Here is a 17,063-nt window from a genome sequence, read left to right as displayed (position 1 = left end):
GCGCAAAGTCAAACCCCCGACCATCTTTCGATGATCGGGGGTTTGGTATAGGTGCTTGACGATGACCTACTCTCACATGGGGAAACCCCACACTACCATCGGCGATGCATCGTTTCACTACTGAGTTCGGGATGGGATCAGGTGGTTCCAACGCTCTATGGTCGTCAAGCAATTCTTTAGGGTGATCGTCGAGACGCTCACCCGAATTCGGGTATGTGACAGTACTTTGCGGTTCAATCGAACTTTCGGTTTGTCGACTTCACCAACAACACCAGATTGTTTGGGTGTTATATGGTCAAGCCTCACGGGCAATTAGTATTGGTTAGCTCAACGCCTCACAGCGCTTACACACCCAACCTATCAACGTCGTAGTCTTCGACGGCCCTTTAGGGGATTCAAGATCCCAGTGAGATCTCATCTTGAGGCGAGTTTCCCGCTTAGATGCTTTCAGCGGTTATCTCTTCCGAACATAGCTACCCGGCAGTGCCACTGGCGTGACAACCGGAACACCAGAGGTTCGTCCACTCCGGTCCTCTCGTACTAGGAGCAGCCCCTCTCAAATCTCAAACGTCCACGGCAGATAGGGACCGAACTGTCTCACGACGTTCTAAACCCAGCTCGCGTACCACTTTAAATGGCGAACAGCCATACCCTTGGGACCGGCTTCAGCCCCAGGATGTGATGAGCCGACATCGAGGTGCCAAACACCGCCGTCGATATGAACTCTTGGGCGGTATCAGCCTGTTATCCCCGGAGTACCTTTTATCCGTTGAGCGATGGCCCTTCCATACAGAACCACCGGATCACTAAGACCTACTTTCGTACCTGCTCGACGTGTCTGTCTCGCAGTCAAGCGCGCTTTTGCCTTTATACTCTGCGACCGATTTCCGACCGGTCTGAGCGCACCTTCGTACTCCTCCGTTACTCTTTGGGAGGAGACCGCCCCAGTCAAACTGCCCACCATACACTGTCCTCGATCCGGATGACGGACCAGAGTTAGAACCTCAAGCATGCCAGGGTGGTATTTCAAGGATGGCTCCACGAGAACTGGCGTCCTCGCTTCAAAGCCTCCCACCTATCCTACACAAGCAGGCTCAAAGTCCAGTGCAAAGCTACAGTAAAGGTTCACGGGGTCTTTCCGTCTAGCCGCGGATACACTGCATCTTCACAGCGATTTCAATTTCACTGAGTCTCGGGTGGAGACAGCGCCGCCATCGTTACGCCATTCGTGCAGGTCGGAACTTACCCGACAAGGAATTTCGCTACCTTAGGACCGTTATAGTTACGGCCGCCGTTTACCGGGGCTTCGATCAAGAGCTTCGCTTGCGCTAACCCCATCAATTAACCTTCCGGCACCGGGCAGGCGTCACACCCTATACGTCCACTTTCGTGTTTGCAGAGTGCTGTGTTTTTAATAAACAGTCGCAGCGGCCTGGTATCTTCGACCGGCATGGGCTTACGGAGTAAATCCTTCACCCTCACCGGCGCACCTTCTCCCGAAGTTACGGTGCCATTTTGCCTAGTTCCTTCACCCGAGTTCTCTCAAGCGCCTTGGTATTCTCTACCCAACCACCTGTGTCGGTTTGGGGTACGGTTCCTAGTTACCTGAAGCTTAGAAGCTTTTCCTGGAAGCATGGCATCAACCACTTCGTCATCTAAAAGATAACTCGTCATCAGCTCTCGGCATTGAGCGCCCGGATTTTCCTAAGCACCCTGCCTACCACCTTAAACTTGGACAACCAACGCCAAGCTGGCCTAGCCTTCTCCGTCCCTCCATCGCAGTAACTAGAAGTACGGGAATATTAACCCGTTTCCCATCGACTACGCTTTTCAGCCTCGCCTTAGGGGCCGACTCACCCTGCGTCGATTAACGTTGCGCAGGAACCCTTGGTCTTTCGGCGTGGGTGTTTTTCACACCCATTGTCGTTACTCATGTCAGCATTCGCACTTCTGATACCTCCAGCGAGCTTCTCAACTCACCTTCACAGGCTTACAGAACGCTCCTCTACCGCGTCACTTACGTGACACCCGCAGCTTCGGTGTGTGGTTTGAGCCCCGTTACATCTTCCGCGCAGGCCGACTCGACTAGTGAGCTATTACGCTTTCTTTAAAGGATGGCTGCTTCTAAGCCAACCTCCTAGCTGTCTAAGCCTTCCCACATCGTTTCCCACTTAACCACAACTTTGGGACCTTAGCTGGCGGTCTGGGTTGTTTCCCTTTTCACGACGGACGTTAGCACCCGCCGTGTGTCTCCCACGCTCGGCACTTCCAGGTATTCGGAGTTTGCATCGGTTTGGTAAGTCGGGATGACCCCCTAGCCGAAACAGTGCTCTACCCCCTGGAGTGATACGTGAGGCGCTACCTAAATAGCTTTCGAGGAGAACCAGCTATCTCCGAGCTTGATTAGCCTTTCACTCCGATCCACAAGTCATCCGCTACCTTTTCAACGGGAGTCGGTTCGGTCCTCCAGTCAGTGTTACCTAACCTTCAACCTGCTCATGGATAGATCGCCCGGTTTCGGGTCTATACCCAGCGACTAAACGCCCTATTAAGACTCGCTTTCGCTACGCCTCCCCTATTCGGTTAAGCTCGCCACTGAATATAAGTCGCTGACCCATTATACAAAAGGTACGCAGTCACCTAACAAAGTAGGCTCCCACTGCTTGTACGCATACGGTTTCAGGTTCTATTTCACTCCCCTCTCCGGGGTTCTTTTCGCCTTTCCCTCACGGTACTGGTTCACTATCGGTCAGTCAGTAGTATTTAGCCTTGGAGGATGGTCCCCCCATGTTCAGACAAAGTTTCACGTGCTCCGTCCTACTCGATTTCACTTCCAGGACCCTTTCGCGTACGGGGCTATCACCCACTATGGCCGCACTTTCCAGAGCGTTCCGCTAAAATCCAAGAAGCTTAAGGGCTAATCCCCGTTCGCTCGCCACTACTAAGGGAATCTCGGTTGATTTCTTTTCCTCAGGGTACTTAGATGTTTCAGTTCCCCTGGTTCGCCTCTTGCACCTATGGATTCAGTACAAGATACCTAGGTTATCCTAGGTGGGTTCCCCCATTCAGAGATCTCCGGATCAAAGTCTGTTTGCCGACTCCCCGAAGCTTATCGCAGGCTACCACGTCTTTCATCGCCTCTGACTGCCAAGGCATCCACCGTATGCGCTTCTTCACTTGACCATATAACCCCAAGCAATCTGCCAGTGGTCATGGTGTGAAGACGACATTCGCCGAAAATTCGCGCTTGAACTCGCAAATTTTGCCTTGAGTTGCTGAGTGCAGTGAAACACTCAACAAGTCACTTCTATCACATACCCAAATTTTTAAAGAACGTTCTGGCGCAAAGACCAGAAATCAATACCTGAACCAGGTACTCATTTCTGAGCTTTCAGCGATTGTGTGGATGGTGGAGCCAAGGAGGATCGAACTCCTGACCTCCTGCGTGCAAAGCAGGCGCTCTCCCAGCTGAGCTATGGCCCCTTCAGACCTGCTGCGCCCTCGACAATTGGTGGGTCTGGGCAGATTCGAACTGCCGACCTCACCCTTATCAGGGGTGCGCTCTAACCAACTGAGCTACAGACCCAATCGTCACACTTTCGGGTCTAAACCCAATCGCTTTTCGCAAGTGAATCAAGCAATTCGTGTGGGAGCTTATGAAGAAGCTGATGTCTTCGATTAAGGAGGTGATCCAGCCGCAGGTTCCCCTACGGCTACCTTGTTACGACTTCACCCCAGTCATGAATCACTCCGTGGTAACCGTCCTCCTTGCGGTTAGACTAGCTACTTCTGGAGCAACCCACTCCCATGGTGTGACGGGCGGTGTGTACAAGGCCCGGGAACGTATTCACCGTGACATTCTGATTCACGATTACTAGCGATTCCGACTTCACGCAGTCGAGTTGCAGACTGCGATCCGGACTACGATCGGTTTTATGGGATTAGCTCCACCTCGCGGCTTGGCAACCCTTTGTACCGACCATTGTAGCACGTGTGTAGCCCTGGCCGTAAGGGCCATGATGACTTGACGTCATCCCCACCTTCCTCCGGTTTGTCACCGGCAGTCTCCTTAGAGTGCCCACCCGAGGTGCTGGTAACTAAGGACAAGGGTTGCGCTCGTTACGGGACTTAACCCAACATCTCACGACACGAGCTGACGACAGCCATGCAGCACCTGTGTCAGAGTTCCCGAAGGCACCAATCCATCTCTGGAAAGTTCTCTGCATGTCAAGGCCAGGTAAGGTTCTTCGCGTTGCTTCGAATTAAACCACATGCTCCACCGCTTGTGCGGGCCCCCGTCAATTCATTTGAGTTTTAACCTTGCGGCCGTACTCCCCAGGCGGTCGACTTATCGCGTTAGCTGCGCCACTAAGATCTCAAGGATCCCAACGGCTAGTCGACATCGTTTACGGCGTGGACTACCAGGGTATCTAATCCTGTTTGCTCCCCACGCTTTCGCACCTCAGTGTCAGTATCAGTCCAGGTGGTCGCCTTCGCCACTGGTGTTCCTTCCTATATCTACGCATTTCACCGCTACACAGGAAATTCCACCACCCTCTACCGTACTCTAGCTCAGTAGTTTTGGATGCAATTCCCAGGTTGAGCCCGGGGCTTTCACATCCAACTTGCTGAACCACCTACGCGCGCTTTACGCCCAGTAATTCCGATTAACGCTTGCACCCTTCGTATTACCGCGGCTGCTGGCACGAAGTTAGCCGGTGCTTATTCTGTTGGTAACGTCAAAACAGCAAGGTATTAACTTACTGCCCTTCCTCCCAACTTAAAGTGCTTTACAATCCGAAGACCTTCTTCACACACGCGGCATGGCTGGATCAGGCTTTCGCCCATTGTCCAATATTCCCCACTGCTGCCTCCCGTAGGAGTCTGGACCGTGTCTCAGTTCCAGTGTGACTGATCATCCTCTCAGACCAGTTACGGATCGTCGCCTTGGTGGGCCATTACCCCACCAACTAGCTAATCCGACCTAGGCTCATCTGATAGCGTGAGGTCCGAAGATCCCCCACTTTCTCCCGTAGGACGTATGCGGTATTAGCGTTCCTTTCGAAACGTTATCCCCCACTACCAGGCAGATTCCTAGGCATTACTCACCCGTCCGCCGCTGAATCATGGAGCAAGCTCCACTCATCCGCTCGACTTGCATGTGTTAGGCCTGCCGCCAGCGTTCAATCTGAGCCATGATCAAACTCTTCAGTTCAATACTGCTTGGGTTTTGAGAAAACCCTAAACTTGGCTCAGCAATCGCAAATAAACTCTCGAATTCACGAGTGTTACTTGTGTTGCTGATAATCAGTCGACTACCAGTCTTACATCACAAGCACCCACACGAATTGCTTGATTCAAATTTTTAAAGAGCGTTTCGATCAAGTCTTTCGTCTCAACCGAGGCCGCGCATTCTACAGCAGCCTTTCTTTCTGTCAAGCTGTTTTTCGAAGAATTTTTTCTTTCTACTCAACAACTTGCGCATCCGTCGAAACACTCTTCAACATCAGCGGGAGGCGAATCATACAGCATTCAAACTCGCTGTCAACACCTCTTTTCAGCAATCAACCTGACCAGCAGATCAATCACCGCGAATCCGCAACCACTCCGGAACCGCACCCCGCTTAAAACACTTAACTCATTGATTTTCAAGGAGTTTTCGTTGTCCGCCGCGGGAATGGTGCGCATTATAGAGACCTCAGCCACGGCGTCAACACCTATTTTGAAATATTTCCATCAACTCTCAGCGCACCCCGGAAGATCCTTGGCAGAAGCTTCGCAACGCTAGGTAGCCGCAACCCCATAAGCACAGCCCCCACCAACGCATACGCTGCCCATTCGGTCATGTCAGCCCTCACGACCCAGAGCATATGGAGCAGGCCAAGCCCCAGGATTCCATAGACGCTCCGGTGGATCAGCTTCCAGCGCCTCCCAAACCGCCGGATGCTGTAGCGGTTGGACGTCAGCGACAGAATCAGAAGCCCTGTAAAGGCTACCGCCCCCACGAAGATATAGGGGCGCTTCCCCAGATCGCTCGCCAACTGCTGCAGATCGAGCCCCAGCAGAAAGACGGCATAAGCCGTTATGTGTAGGCATAGATAGAAGAAGGACCACAAACCAAGCTGGCGTCTGACTGCAATCCATCCACCCCACCCGGTCATCTTCTGCAGAGGGGTCATGCTGAGAGTGATCAGCAACAGCCAGAGAACACCCAAGCCCAACCTGTCGACGAGTGCCTTTCCCGGATCAGGCCCCAGGGCGAAGATCCACGCCTGATATAGCCATAACACCGGAGGCACCAAAGCTCCCAGGAAGACAACGAACCTCCATTGCCAATAACGCATCAGTAGTTCTTCCGCAGATCGAGCCCGGCGTAGAGGCCAGCGACCTCCTCATAGCCATTGAAAAGCCGTGTCGGAATCACATTGGGATTGAACAGGCCACTCGGCAGGCGCCGCTCATGCGCCTGGCTCCAGCGGGGATGGTCCACATCCGGGTTCACATTCGAATAGAAGCCGTACTCGTTCGGCGCGATCAGCTGCCAAGTCGTCGAAGGTTGCTCCTCCGTCAGACTGATGCGGACGATGGACTTGATGCTCTTGAAGCCATACTTCCAAGGCACCACCAGACGCAACGGCGCCCCGTTCTGGTTGGGCAGCACTCGCCCATACATACCAACAGCCATCAAGGTAAGTGGATGCATCGCTTCGTCGATGCGCAAGCCCTCAACGTATGGCCAGTCGATAAGGGACAACCCCGAACGCACACCCGCCATTTGCTCAGGCTCGACTCGCGTCTCGAAACGGACGAAGCGTGTTTTGGAGGTGGGCTCGACCCGTTTCAACAACTCCGCCAACGGAAAGCCAAGCCAGGGAATGACCATGGACCACCCTTCTACGCAGCGGAGCCGGTAGATGCGCTCCTCCAACTGATAGGGATTGACCAGGTCCTCCAAGCCGAAGCTGCCCGGTTTTCCGACTTCGCCATCCACCTTGACTGTCCATGGTTCGACAGCAAGCGCGCCCGCATAGCGGGCAGGATCACCTTTGTTGGTGCCGAACTCATAGAAGTTGTTGTAGTGGGTAGCGTCGGCGAACGGGGTAATAGGCTCATTGCCCGGCACGCTTGCCCGCCAACGAGCAGCCGACAACTTCTCCTCTAACCAGGCGGGAGTCGGCGCAGGCTCTACATCGGGATAGTCGCCTGGCCCATCTGCGCGCACAGGCAAGCCAGCAAGTGCAGCGGCAGCCCCCACACCTGCCATGAAGGTGCGACGGGACAGATAGACGGATTCAGGAGTGACCTCGCTTTCGCGAGCAATAGAGGGAGGTGAAACCTTGATAAGCATCGGGGACTCCGCAGTACGGCTTCGGTTTGGCCAGTAGACTGCGGAGCCGCGGGAAAATTACATCACTCGACGTGTTGGCGGCGGCGCATCTGGAGCAAGTATTGCACCGGACCGGAAGCAGCGTAGGCCAGGAAGATCAACAGCAGGATACGCGGCGGATCACTGAAGACCACGGCAAAGGCCAACACCACCACGAGGATCGCCACGAAAGGTACGCGCCCTTTCAGATCCAGGTCCTTGAAGCTGTAGTACTTGATATTGCTGACCATCAGCATGCCCGCAGCCGCCACCAGCATGGCGACGATGAAGGACATGTTGGAGCCCTTGATACCGAAGTCACTGAACGCCCACACCGTGCCGGCCACGACCCCCGCCGCCGCCGGACTGGCGAGGCCGATGAAGTAGCGCTTGTCGGTCTTGCCGATCTGGGTATTGAAACGGGCCAGGCGGAGCGCAGCTCCGGCGACATATATGAAGGCAACGGTAAGTCCGACGCTGTTGAGGCCACTCAAGGCCCACTCGAACGCCAGCAATGCCGGAGCCACACCGAAGGCCACCATGTCCGACAGCGAGTCGTACTCGGCACCGAAAGCACTTTGCGTGTTGGTCAGGCGTGCCACTCGCCCATCCAGGCTATCGAGGACCATCGCCACGAAAATGGTCGCCGCTGCAACGGAGAAATTACCGCTCATGGCATTGATGATGGCGTAGAAGCCGGCGAACAGGTTGGCCGTGGTGAACAGGTTGGGAAGCAGGTAGATACCGCGATGGCGAACCTTGCGCCCCTGATCGTCGTGCCCTTCCTCGACATGCTCGTCGATGGGCAGGAGGCTTTCAGGTTCTGGAGCCTTGCCGGGCTCTTCGGGACGGTCACTCATGAACAACATCCTTGCAGATATGCAGATGAATTTAGCCGGGCCGAAGGCAGAAACTACCGGGCCCAGCGATGTCGCTTTATACCAGATGCGGGCGCCCCAATGAAAAAACGCGGCCAAGGCCGCGTTTCTTCATGCATGGACCAGAACTCAGTTCTTGGCCTTGTCGACGATCTTGTTGGAGGCGATCCACGGCATCATTGCGCGCAGACGCTCGCCAACCTGCTCGATGGGGTGAGCAGCGTTGTTACGGCGGTAGGCCGTCATGGAGGCGTAGTTGGATGCGCCTTCCTGGATGAACATCTTCGCGTATTCGCCGTTCTGGATGCGCTTCAGAGCGTTGCGCATGGCCGCACGGGATTCGGCGTTGATGACCTCCGGACCGGTCACGTACTCACCGTATTCGGCGTTGTTGGAGATCGAGTAGTTCATGTTGGCGATACCGCCTTCGTACATGAGGTCAACGATCAGCTTCAGCTCGTGCAGGCACTCGAAGTAGGCCATCTCGGGGGCATAGCCTGCCTCGACGAGGGTTTCGAAGCCGGCCTTGACCAGCTCGACGCAGCCACCGCACAGAACGGCCTGCTCACCGAACAGGTCGGTTTCGGTTTCGTCCTTGAAGGTGGTTTCGATGATGCCGGTGCGGCCGCCGCCCACGCCACAGGCGTAGGACAGGGCAACGTTCTTGGCATTGCCGGAAGCGTCCTGGTAGATGGCGATCAGGTCAGGGATACCGCCGCCCTTCACGAATTCGGAGCGCACGGTGTGGCCCGGAGCTTTCGGCGCGATCATGATCACGTCGAGGTCGGCACGCGGTACGACTTGGTTGTAGTGGATGGCGAAGCCGTGGGAGAAGGCCAGGGTGGCGCCTTTCTTGATGTTCGGCTCGATCTCGTTCTTGTACAGCTGGCCCTGGAATTCGTCCGGGGTCAGGATCATCACCAGGTCGGCCGCAGCAACAGCGCTGGCAACGTCGGTGACCTTCAGGCCATGGGCTTCGGCCTTGGCGACGGTGGCGGAACCCTTGCGCAGGCCGATGGTGACATCGACGCCGGAGTCTTTCAGGTTGCAGGCCTGGGCATGGCCCTGGGAGCCGTAACCGATGATGGCGACTTTCTTGCCCTGAATGATGGAGAGATCGCAATCTTTGTCGTAATAAACTTTCATGTTTCTGGCTCTTATAACGAAAGGGATGGGGTGCGCACACCGCGACAAGGGCACATTAAGCGATCCGTCTCGTTGCGTAAAATGATATATTCGCAATGCAACATGCCGATAAGTGAAATGCGCATGGACAGCCACGCTCTCAGGCTCTTTCTCTCCCTGGCAGACAACCTGCACTTCGGCAAGACCAGCCGGGAGCAGCATGTCAGCCCCTCAGCACTCAGCCGCAGCATCAAGCAGCTCGAAGAGGAACTGGGTGCCCCCCTGTTCGTGCGCGACAGCCGTTCGGTGCAGCTGACTCGCGAGGGCCAGCAGTTCCGCGAATACGCCAGCGAGGTCATGAGCGGCTGGCATGCCATCCGCCAACGTCTCATGCAGGACCAGCAGGACCTGCACGGCGAGCTGTCGTTGTACTGCTCGGTGACGGCGAGCTACAGCTTCCTCTACGACATCCTCAGCAGCTTCCGCCAGGACTACCCACGCATCGAGATGAAACTGCACACCGGCGACCCGGCAAAGGCCGTCGAACGGGTGCAACAGGGACTGGAAGACCTCGCCATCGGCGCCCGACCCGACAACCTGCCAACCGGCATCGACTTCCAGTCGATCACCCGCTCCGAGTTGCGCTTCATCGGCCCGCAATCACCCCAGCTGCTGACCGAGGAACAACTGCATCAGCCTACGGCGCAAAGCTGGAAGGACGTACCGATGATTCTCTCGGAAGAGGGCCTCGCCCGGACCCGTACCGACCGCTGGCTGAAAAGTCATGGCATCAAGCCCAACATCTATGCCCAGGTCAGCGGCAACGAAGCCATCGTCAGCATGGTGAGCCTTGGGTTCGGGATTGGCGTGGTCCCACAGATCGTCCTCGACAACAGCCCTTTGGCCGGACGCATACGCCTCTACGATATCCAACCGCCCTTGGCCGCCTACGACATCGGCCTGTTCGCCCTGGAAAAGCGCCTGAAGGATCCGCTTATCACCGCCTTCTGGAATCGCCGCCAATAAATCCAGGCAATAAAAAACCCCGCACAAGGCGGGGTTTTCCATTCAACAGCAATCAGATGCTCAGCACCTTGTCGCCGCGGGCAATGCCGGTCACGCCACTGCGCACGGTTTCGAGGATCGAACTTGTGCCGATCGCCTGGATGAAGCTATCGAGCTTGTCGCTGGTACCGGCGAGCTGGATCGTGTAGACGCTGCTGGTCACGTCGACGATCTGCCCACGGAAGATATCGGTGGTGCGCTTGACCTCGGCGCGCTGGGCGCCAGTGGCCTTCACTTTAACCAACATCAGCTCGCGCTCGATGTGCGCGCTCTCCGACAGGTCGACCAGCTTCACCACCTCGATCAGCTTGTTGAGGTTCTTGGTGATCTGCTCGATCACGTCGTCCTGGCCCACGGTCGTCAGGGTAAGACGAGACAGGGTCGGGTCTTCGGTCGGCGCTACGGTCAGGCTTTCGATGTTGTAGTTGCGCTGGGAGAACAGACCGACGACGCGGGACAGGGCTCCGGGTTCGTTCTCAAGCAACAGGGAAATGATGTGTCGCATGGTCAGGTCCGCTCCGTCTTGCTCAGCCACATATCGCGCATGGCGCCATCCCGGATCTGCATCGGATAGACGTGCTCGCTCGGATCCACCTGGATATCGAGGAACACCAGGCGGTTCTTCAGTGCGAACGCCTCTTCCATCTTCGGTTTCAGATCCTTGAGATCGGTGATGCGCATGCCCACGTGACCGTAGGCCTCGACCAGCTTGACGAAGTCAGGCAGCGATTCCATGTAGGAATGGGAATAGCGGCTGTTGTACTGCATGTCCTGCCATTGGCGGACCATGCCCAGCGCACCGTTGTTGAGGTTGACGATCTTCACCGGCAGGTCGTACTGCAGGCAGGTCGACAGCTCCTGGATGTTCATTTGGATGCTGCCCTCACCGGTCACGCAAGCCACGTCGGCATCCGGGAAGTTCAGCTTCACGCCCATCGCAGCGGGGAAGCCGAAGCCCATGGTGCCGAGGCCACCGGAGTTGATCCAGCGGTTGGGCTTGTTGAAGCGGTAGTACTGGGCCGCGAACATCTGGTGCTGACCCACGTCGGATGCAACGTAGGCATCGCCCTTGGTGACTTCGCACAGCGTCTCGATGACGGTCTGCGGCTTGATGATGCTGCCGTCGCCCTTGTCATAGGGGAACAGGCCACGGTCACCACGCCACTCGTCGATCTGCTTCCACCAGCTGGCAACGGTCTCGCGGTTCGGCGTCTCGCCGATCTCCTTGAGGATCGCGACCATCTCGCTCAGCACGCTGTCGACCGGCCCCACGATCGGGATGTCGGCCTTGATGGTCTTGGAGATGGACGCCGGATCGATGTCGATATGGATGATCTTGGCGTTCGGGCAGAACTTGCTTGCACCGTTGATCACGCGATCATCGAAGCGGGCACCCACGGCCAGGATGACGTCCGCATGGTGCATCGCCAGGTTCGCGGTGTAGCTGCCGTGCATGCCGAGCATGCCGACGAACTGACGATCCATGCCCGGGAACGCGCCCAGCCCCATCAGGGTGTTGGTCACCGGCAGGTTGAGCATCTTGGCCAGCTCGGTCAGCGGCTCGGATGCGCCGCCCATGATGACGCCGCCCCCCGAATACAGGATCGGGCGCTTGGCAGCCAGCAGCAGCTCGGCAGCCTTGCGGATCTGCCCCGAGTGCCCCCGAACGGCCGGGCTGTAGGAGCGCAGCTTCACCTTCTTCGGGTAGCTGTACTCGAACTTCTGGGTCGGGTCGCCCATGTCCTTGGGAATGTCGACCACGACCGGTCCCGGACGACCCGACTGGGCGATGTAGAACGCCTTCTTGATCACCTCGGGGATTTCGGACGGGTGCTTGATGATGAAGCTGTGCTTCACGATCGGGCGGGAGATACCGACCATGTCGGTCTCCTGGAACGCGTCGGTACCCACCATGTTGCTCGGCACCTGGCCGGACAGGATCACCATCGGAATGGAGTCCATGTACGCGGTGGCGATGCCAGTAACGGCGTTGGTGGCACCGGGGCCGGAAGTCACCAGCACCACACCGGCCTTGCCGGTGGCACGGGCGTAGCCGTCAGCCATATGGGTAGCAGCCTGCTCGTGACGGACCAGGATGTGGGTCACATCGCTTTCCTTGAACAGGGCATCGTAGATATGCAGGAGGGCACCGCCCGGGTACCCGTAAATGTACTTAACGCCTTCGTCACGCAGGGAGCGGACGACCATTTCAGCGCCAGATAAGAGCTCCACGTTTATCACCTCTAGAACGCCAGAATACTGCCCGCGACCGGACAGCCTGAAAGGATTGCTCGTCTACAGGGCATGAGCGACTGGTGGTCGCCGACTACGTCAGCCACTGGCAGAACAAGCATTGGGGCGGCCCCTGAGAGTTGTTGCGGGGCTTTCCCACCCAGCGCGAGGTAACGCGTTGCAGGGTGATGCGGGTCGGCGCGGGTGTGCACCTCATCGACTGCTACAGCTTCCGACTTGCGGCCGGCCCACTGGAACAGCGAACCCTGGATTCTTCGGATTAGAGCCCCGCAAGTCAAGTCATCCCTAACGGAATATCGCGCGAAATGCTGTGACACACGCTGGATCACAGCCACGGGACTTTGGTTATAGTTACCGCCGGACTCCCCTTCTTATTAAGGAACCCCCATGCATCGCATGATTTTCGCAGGCCTGGTTCTCGCCCTCAGCACCTCGGCCATGGCCGGCCAGGTCTACAAGTGGGTCGATGCCCAGGGTGTCACGCATTTCGGCGCACAACCTCCGCAGGGCCAGGATTCGACCCAGGTCTCCACCGGCAAGGCCGAGCCCAAGGAGCCGAAGGCGAGCTTCGAGAACCCCTACCCCGTTCTGAACAAAGCCGAAGAGCCAGCCAAGGCGCCCGCCCAGGCCAAGCCCGCCAGCGAGGACGAGCAAAAGGCCATCGACGAGAAAGTGAAGAAGGACGTCGCCAAGCAGGAAGCCGAGCGCAAGGAATACTGCACCCAGCTGCGCACCAACCTGGCACAGATGCAGAACAACCCGCGCCTGCGCGTGGAAGACAAGGGAGAGGTTCGCCGCCTGACTGAAGAAGAACGTCAGTCCCGCCTCAAGGAAACCCAGAAGGCCATCGCCGAGAACTGCCAGTAACGCACGCCCGACCTGCTCAGCCGGCGCTGCCGATCAACCGATCGAAAGCGCCGAGCGCTTCGAGAAGCCCCCGCACGTTCCCTGCACGTTCCTGATAGGCCATCTCGGCCATGGGCAGGATGCCGGATACCCGAGGCAACTCGGCGCCGGCTTCGAGGATCACCTTCATCCTCGGCAGGAAGATCCACTGCAACCACTCTTCGAACGCCATCGTGTCCACGCAGAACGGCGCCTGGCTCGCCAGCGCCTCGGCACTGGGCGGCTGCTCCGCCCACCAGCCGAGCAAGCGGAGCTCACGCTCGATCAGCAGCAGCTGATCAGCCACCTCGGCCAGGCGCACGTCCATCAGGAGCTGACCCGAGCGCGCTGACGTGCCTGGGCAGCACCTGCCGGATCACCCTGACGCTCGCGAGACTTGGCCACCAGCTCCCAAAGACCCGCCTGGAGGGAAGGACGCCCGTTGGACAGGCTCAGACCCCGCCGGGCCAGTTGCTCGGCCTGGGCAGCATCGCCTTGGGCGAGGCGGACCTCCGCCAGGCGGTAGAGCACCTGAGGCTCACGAGGGGCGATGCGCTGTGCACGTTCGAGACTGGACGCAGCACCGTTGAGATCACCACCACTCTGTTGCTGCTGGGCAGTGGTCAGCAAGGCCAGTACCGGGCCATCCAGCTGCTCGTCGGCAGCCAGGCCACCACTGGAGGGGATGCCGCTCGGCATGGACGGCGCGCTCGGGGCGGAGTAGGTGCTGCCGTAATTGGGGCTGGCGGCAGGTGCCGAAACGCCTGCTGACGGGCCGGTGACGAGCGGTCCCGGAGTGATCGGGCCAGAGGTCACCGAACCACTGATGGGCGCACTCGGTGCCGGCATGGCCTGTGCGGACGAGCCGGAAGCAGCCCCCGGGACCATCACCACGACGCCCGCATCCTGCGGCTCATAGCGAGGCTGGGCAGCCTGTACGGGCGCACGGTAGCCGCCGCCGGCGCCCTCTTCCTGCTCGGACATCGGGCCACCGGAGTCGACGACAGGAATGGCATTGCGCTGAGGGGTGGCGCAACCACCGAGCATGAGTGCGACGGTAACCGCAGGAATCCAGCCTTTGTTCACATCAGGTCCTCTTGGTTCATTGCATCCAGCCGCGGACCCAGTCCATCACCGAGTCCACCGGCGCACCCGCTCCACAGGCCTGGCCAGGGGCGGGCTCACTGCCGCGAATATAAGGCATCTGCACCGCACCCGGGCAGCTCGAATCGGAGCCTTGGCCGGTACGCGGATCGATCCATGCCTGGACGACGTTCTCCGGCATGGGCATGTCGAGCGGCAGCGGATCGGCCTTGCGCATGAAGCTGGTCCACACCTGCAGCGCACCCGTGGCGCCGGTCAGCGGCGTCTTGCCGTTGTCGTCGCGACCGAGCCACACCACCGCCAGCAGGTCCTGGCTGAAGCCGGCGAACCAACTGTCACGCGAATCGTTGGTGGTGCCGGTCTTGCCCGCCAGGGTCAGGGACGCCGGCAACTGGCTGTAGACGGAGCGCCCAGTACCTTCGCGCATCACACGCTGCATGGCGTTCTGCACCAGGTAGATGGCACCCGGATCGAAGCGTTGCTGAATCTGGAAGGGGTAGCGCTTGAGCGGTTCACCCTCCGCCGTCAGCACACTGCGAATGCCCCGCAACGGGGTGTTGAAACCGCCGCTGGCCAGGGTCTGGTACATCGTCGCCACTTCCATCGGGCTGAGCGCACCAGCGCCCAGCAGCATGGACGGATACGCCGGCCACTCGCGGGACACGCCCAGGCGCTCCAGGGTCTTCAGGACATTCGGCACACCGATGTCCAGGCCGAGCTTGGCCGTGGAGAGGTTGTAGGAGTTGGCCAGCCCCTGGTAGAGGAAGATCGTGCCGTGGGCCTGGCGATCGTAGTTCTGCGGCGTCCAGACCTGGCCGTCCTGCCCCTTCACCGAGAAGGGCTCATCCTGCACCCAACTGGTCAGGGTGTACTGGCTGGGTCGCTCCAGCGCCGTCAGGTAGACAGCGGGCTTGATCAGCGAGCCGACCGGGCGCACCGCATCAATGGCCCGGTTGAAGCCTGCGAAGCGGGGCTGGCGGCTGCCGATCAGGGCCTGGATTTCGCCGGTCTCCGGATTGCTCACCACCATCGCGGACTCCACCTCGTCCACGCCCTTGCGGCCTGCCAGGCGCTTGAGCGTCTCTTCCAGGGCCGTCTCGGCCTTGGACTGGAGGATGGGGTCGAAGCTGGTGAAGATGCGCAGCCCTTCCTCGGTCAGGTCCTCGTCTCGGTAGTCCTCCCGCAGCTGGCGCTTGACCAGATCGAGGAACGCCGGATAGGAGCTGTCGGCCATGCTGCCGCGCGGCGTCACGCCCAGGGGCTTGGCCTTCGCCGCTGCAGCCTCCTCGGCCGTGACCACGCCCTGCTCGGCGAGCAGGTCCAGCACTAGGTTCCGGCGCTCGAGCGCGCGCTCGGGGTTGCGGCGCGGGTTGAACTGGGACGGACCCTTGACCATCCCCACCAGCAGCGCCACCTGGTGCAGCTTGAGCTCGGAAAGCGGCTGGCTGAAGAAATACTGGCTGGCGAGACCGAAACCGTGCACAGCACGCTGGCCGTCCTGACCGAGGAACACCTCGTTCAGGTAAGCCTCGAGGATCTCGCGCTTGTCGTAATGCATCTCCAGCAACACGGCCATCATCGCCTCGGTGGCCTTGCGGGTGATGCTGCGCTCGTTGGTCAGGTAGAAGTTCTTCACCAACTGCTGGGTCAGGGTGCTGCCGCCCTGACGCAACTGGCCGGCGGTGGCGTTGACCCAGATGGCCCGCGCGATGGACTTCAGCGAGACACCCCAGTGGTTGAAGAACTCTCGGTCCTCCACCGCGACCAGCGTATCCACCAGGTAGGGCGGCGCCTGGTCCAGCTTGATGAGAATCCGGTCTTCGTGGTGGGCGGGATAGAGGCCGCCGATCAGCAGCGGCTCCAAGCGCGCGACCGCCAGGTTGGCACCGCTGCCCTGGCTGAGCCCTGCCACGTAGTCACCTGAGAAGCGCACCTTGATCAGCCGCGCAGGCTCAGCCCCCTCGTAGAACTGGAAGCCACGGGTGTTCAACTCCACCGTCGAGCCGGCCACCGAGGCCGAACCCGGCCCGTTGGAGGCGCTCTCCCGACGGTAGCCGAGGGCGTCGAGCTCCTTGAGGAAGTCGTCCTTGGCCAGCTTCAGCCCAACGAACAACTCGAGGGGCCGTGCATAGACCTTCGCCGGCACGGTCCAGCGCTTGCCGGAGAATTTTTCCTGGACGATGGCATCCAGATAGACGGCGAAGCCCGCCAGGACGACCAGGCCCACCAGGCTGAGCTTGAAAGCCCAGCCGAAGAGCCTGCGCAAGCCACTGGAACGGGATTTCTTACGGGAGCGGGGGGATCGGGAACGAGTCATGGCGGCGCATTATACGCACTTTGCCCAGCGCCAGAAGGCGCCCCCTGACGGTTTGCAGAGTGGCGCACAG

General features: G+C 58.9%; 12 protein-coding genes, 2 tRNA genes and 3 rRNA genes. 2 read left to right on the top strand and 15 right to left on the bottom strand.

Annotated features, from left to right (window positions below):
* Positions 1-53: 53 nt before the first annotated feature.
* The 10 genes from rrf to ilvC form a co-directional block, all read right to left on the bottom strand.
* A 5S ribosomal RNA gene (gene rrf, locus FBY21_RS24505) occupies positions 54-169 on the bottom strand.
* Between the two features lie 122 nt (positions 170-291).
* Positions 292-3,183, bottom strand: a 23S ribosomal RNA gene (locus FBY21_RS24500).
* 224 nt (positions 3,184-3,407) lie between these two features.
* Positions 3,408-3,483 (bottom strand) — tRNA-Ala (locus FBY21_RS24495).
* 26 nt (positions 3,484-3,509) lie between these two features.
* Positions 3,510-3,586 (bottom strand) — tRNA-Ile (locus FBY21_RS24490).
* Positions 3,587-3,679: 93 nt separating this feature from the next.
* Positions 3,680-5,215 (bottom strand): 16S ribosomal RNA (locus FBY21_RS24485).
* The 16S, 23S and 5S rRNA genes sit together here with 2 tRNA genes alongside, the layout of an rRNA operon.
* A gap of 329 nt (positions 5,216-5,544) precedes the next feature.
* Entirely contained in the window at positions 5,545-5,688 is a 144-nt protein-coding gene (locus tag FBY21_RS29480) for a hypothetical protein (protein ID WP_160158622.1), read from the bottom strand.
* Between the two features lie 29 nt (positions 5,689-5,717).
* Positions 5,718-6,344, bottom strand: a complete 627-nt coding sequence (gene msrQ / locus FBY21_RS24475) for a protein-methionine-sulfoxide reductase heme-binding subunit MsrQ (RefSeq protein WP_142014389.1) — start codon at positions 6,342-6,344, stop codon at positions 5,718-5,720.
* Positions 6,344-7,348 carry a protein-methionine-sulfoxide reductase catalytic subunit MsrP gene (gene msrP, locus FBY21_RS24470; RefSeq protein WP_142014384.1) on the bottom strand — a complete coding sequence of 335 codons (1,005 nt, stop codon included), beginning with the start codon at positions 7,346-7,348 and terminating at the stop codon, positions 6,344-6,346. Before msrP ends, msrQ begins: the two co-directional genes overlap by 1 nt.
* 62 nt (positions 7,349-7,410) lie before the next feature.
* Positions 7,411-8,226 (bottom strand): CDP-diacylglycerol--serine O-phosphatidyltransferase, encoded by an 816-nt coding sequence (pssA, locus tag FBY21_RS24465; RefSeq protein ID WP_044403286.1) that lies wholly within the window; start codon positions 8,224-8,226, stop codon positions 7,411-7,413.
* Positions 8,227-8,373: 147 nt separating this feature from the next.
* Positions 8,374-9,390, bottom strand: coding sequence for a ketol-acid reductoisomerase (ilvC, locus tag FBY21_RS24460; protein ID WP_044403288.1), 1,017 nt, complete (start codon positions 9,388-9,390; stop codon positions 8,374-8,376).
* Positions 9,391-9,513: 123 nt separating this feature from the next.
* On the opposite strand from ilvC, the gene ilvY reads away from it, so the two are divergent.
* Positions 9,514-10,395, top strand: a complete 882-nt coding sequence (ilvY, locus tag FBY21_RS24455; protein WP_142014380.1) for an HTH-type transcriptional activator IlvY — start codon at positions 9,514-9,516, stop codon at positions 10,393-10,395.
* Between the two features lie 52 nt (positions 10,396-10,447).
* On the opposite strand, the gene ilvN is transcribed toward ilvY, so the two are convergent.
* On the bottom strand, positions 10,448-10,939 hold the full coding sequence (ilvN, locus tag FBY21_RS24450; RefSeq protein ID WP_044403291.1) for an acetolactate synthase small subunit: 492 nt from the start codon (positions 10,937-10,939) through the stop codon (positions 10,448-10,450).
* Between the two features lie 2 nt (positions 10,940-10,941).
* Positions 10,942-12,666: an acetolactate synthase 3 large subunit gene (locus FBY21_RS24445; protein WP_142014376.1), complete on the bottom strand. Its 1,725-nt coding sequence runs from the start codon at positions 12,664-12,666 to the stop codon at positions 10,942-10,944.
* A 408-nt stretch (positions 12,667-13,074) separates the two neighbouring features.
* Between FBY21_RS24445 and FBY21_RS24440 the strand changes: the two genes are divergently transcribed.
* A complete protein-coding gene (locus tag FBY21_RS24440) occupies positions 13,075-13,554 on the top strand; it encodes a DUF4124 domain-containing protein (protein ID WP_069561594.1) in 480 nt (159 codons plus the stop codon).
* Between the two features lie 16 nt (positions 13,555-13,570).
* Here the strand turns inward: FBY21_RS24440 and FBY21_RS24435 are convergent, their stop codons facing one another.
* From FBY21_RS24435 to mrcB, 3 genes are read right to left on the bottom strand one after another with little or no spacing between them, the layout of a single operon-like run.
* Positions 13,571-13,900, bottom strand: a complete 330-nt coding sequence (locus FBY21_RS24435; protein ID WP_044403298.1) for a YqcC family protein — start codon at positions 13,898-13,900, stop codon at positions 13,571-13,573.
* A complete protein-coding gene (locus FBY21_RS24430; RefSeq protein ID WP_142014372.1) occupies positions 13,900-14,658 on the bottom strand; it encodes a tetratricopeptide repeat protein in 759 nt (252 codons plus the stop codon). Before FBY21_RS24430 ends, FBY21_RS24435 begins: the two co-directional genes overlap by 1 nt.
* 16 nt (positions 14,659-14,674) lie before the next feature.
* On the bottom strand, positions 14,675-16,993 hold the full coding sequence (mrcB, locus tag FBY21_RS24425) for a penicillin-binding protein 1B (protein WP_142014368.1): 2,319 nt from the start codon (positions 16,991-16,993) through the stop codon (positions 14,675-14,677).
* Between the last annotated feature and the right edge of the window lie 70 nt (positions 16,994-17,063).

Origin of the sequence: Pseudomonas sp. SLBN-26 (genome assembly GCF_006715895.1) — a bacterium.
In the GTDB taxonomy this organism is placed as follows: domain Bacteria; phylum Pseudomonadota; class Gammaproteobacteria; order Pseudomonadales; family Pseudomonadaceae; genus Metapseudomonas; species Metapseudomonas otitidis.
This window is presented reverse-complemented; position numbering and strand designations above follow the sequence as displayed.

What these genes read in the sequence shown, in the direction of transcription:
- FBY21_RS29480 (WP_160158622.1), bottom strand. Translation starts at nt 5,688, where the DNA reads ATGCGCACCATTCCCGCGGCGGACAACGAAAACTCCTTGAAAATCAAT.
- msrQ (WP_142014389.1), bottom strand. Translation starts at nt 6,344, where the DNA reads ATGCGTTATTGGCAATGGAGGTTCGTTGTCTTCCTGGGAGCTTTGGTG.
- msrP (WP_142014384.1), bottom strand. Translation starts at nt 7,348, where the DNA reads ATGCTTATCAAGGTTTCACCTCCCTCTATTGCTCGCGAAAGCGAGGTC.
- pssA (WP_044403286.1), bottom strand. Translation starts at nt 8,226, where the DNA reads ATGAGTGACCGTCCCGAAGAGCCCGGCAAGGCTCCAGAACCTGAAAGC.
- ilvC (WP_044403288.1), bottom strand. Translation starts at nt 9,390, where the DNA reads ATGAAAGTTTATTACGACAAAGATTGCGATCTCTCCATCATTCAGGGC.
- ilvY (WP_142014380.1), top strand. Translation starts at nt 9,514, where the DNA reads ATGGACAGCCACGCTCTCAGGCTCTTTCTCTCCCTGGCAGACAACCTG.
- ilvN (WP_044403291.1), bottom strand. Translation starts at nt 10,939, where the DNA reads ATGCGACACATCATTTCCCTGTTGCTTGAGAACGAACCCGGAGCCCTG.
- FBY21_RS24440 (WP_069561594.1), top strand. Translation starts at nt 13,075, where the DNA reads ATGCATCGCATGATTTTCGCAGGCCTGGTTCTCGCCCTCAGCACCTCG.
- FBY21_RS24435 (WP_044403298.1), bottom strand. Translation starts at nt 13,900, where the DNA reads ATGGACGTGCGCCTGGCCGAGGTGGCTGATCAGCTGCTGCTGATCGAG.
- mrcB (WP_142014368.1), bottom strand. Translation starts at nt 16,993, where the DNA reads ATGACTCGTTCCCGATCCCCCCGCTCCCGTAAGAAATCCCGTTCCAGT.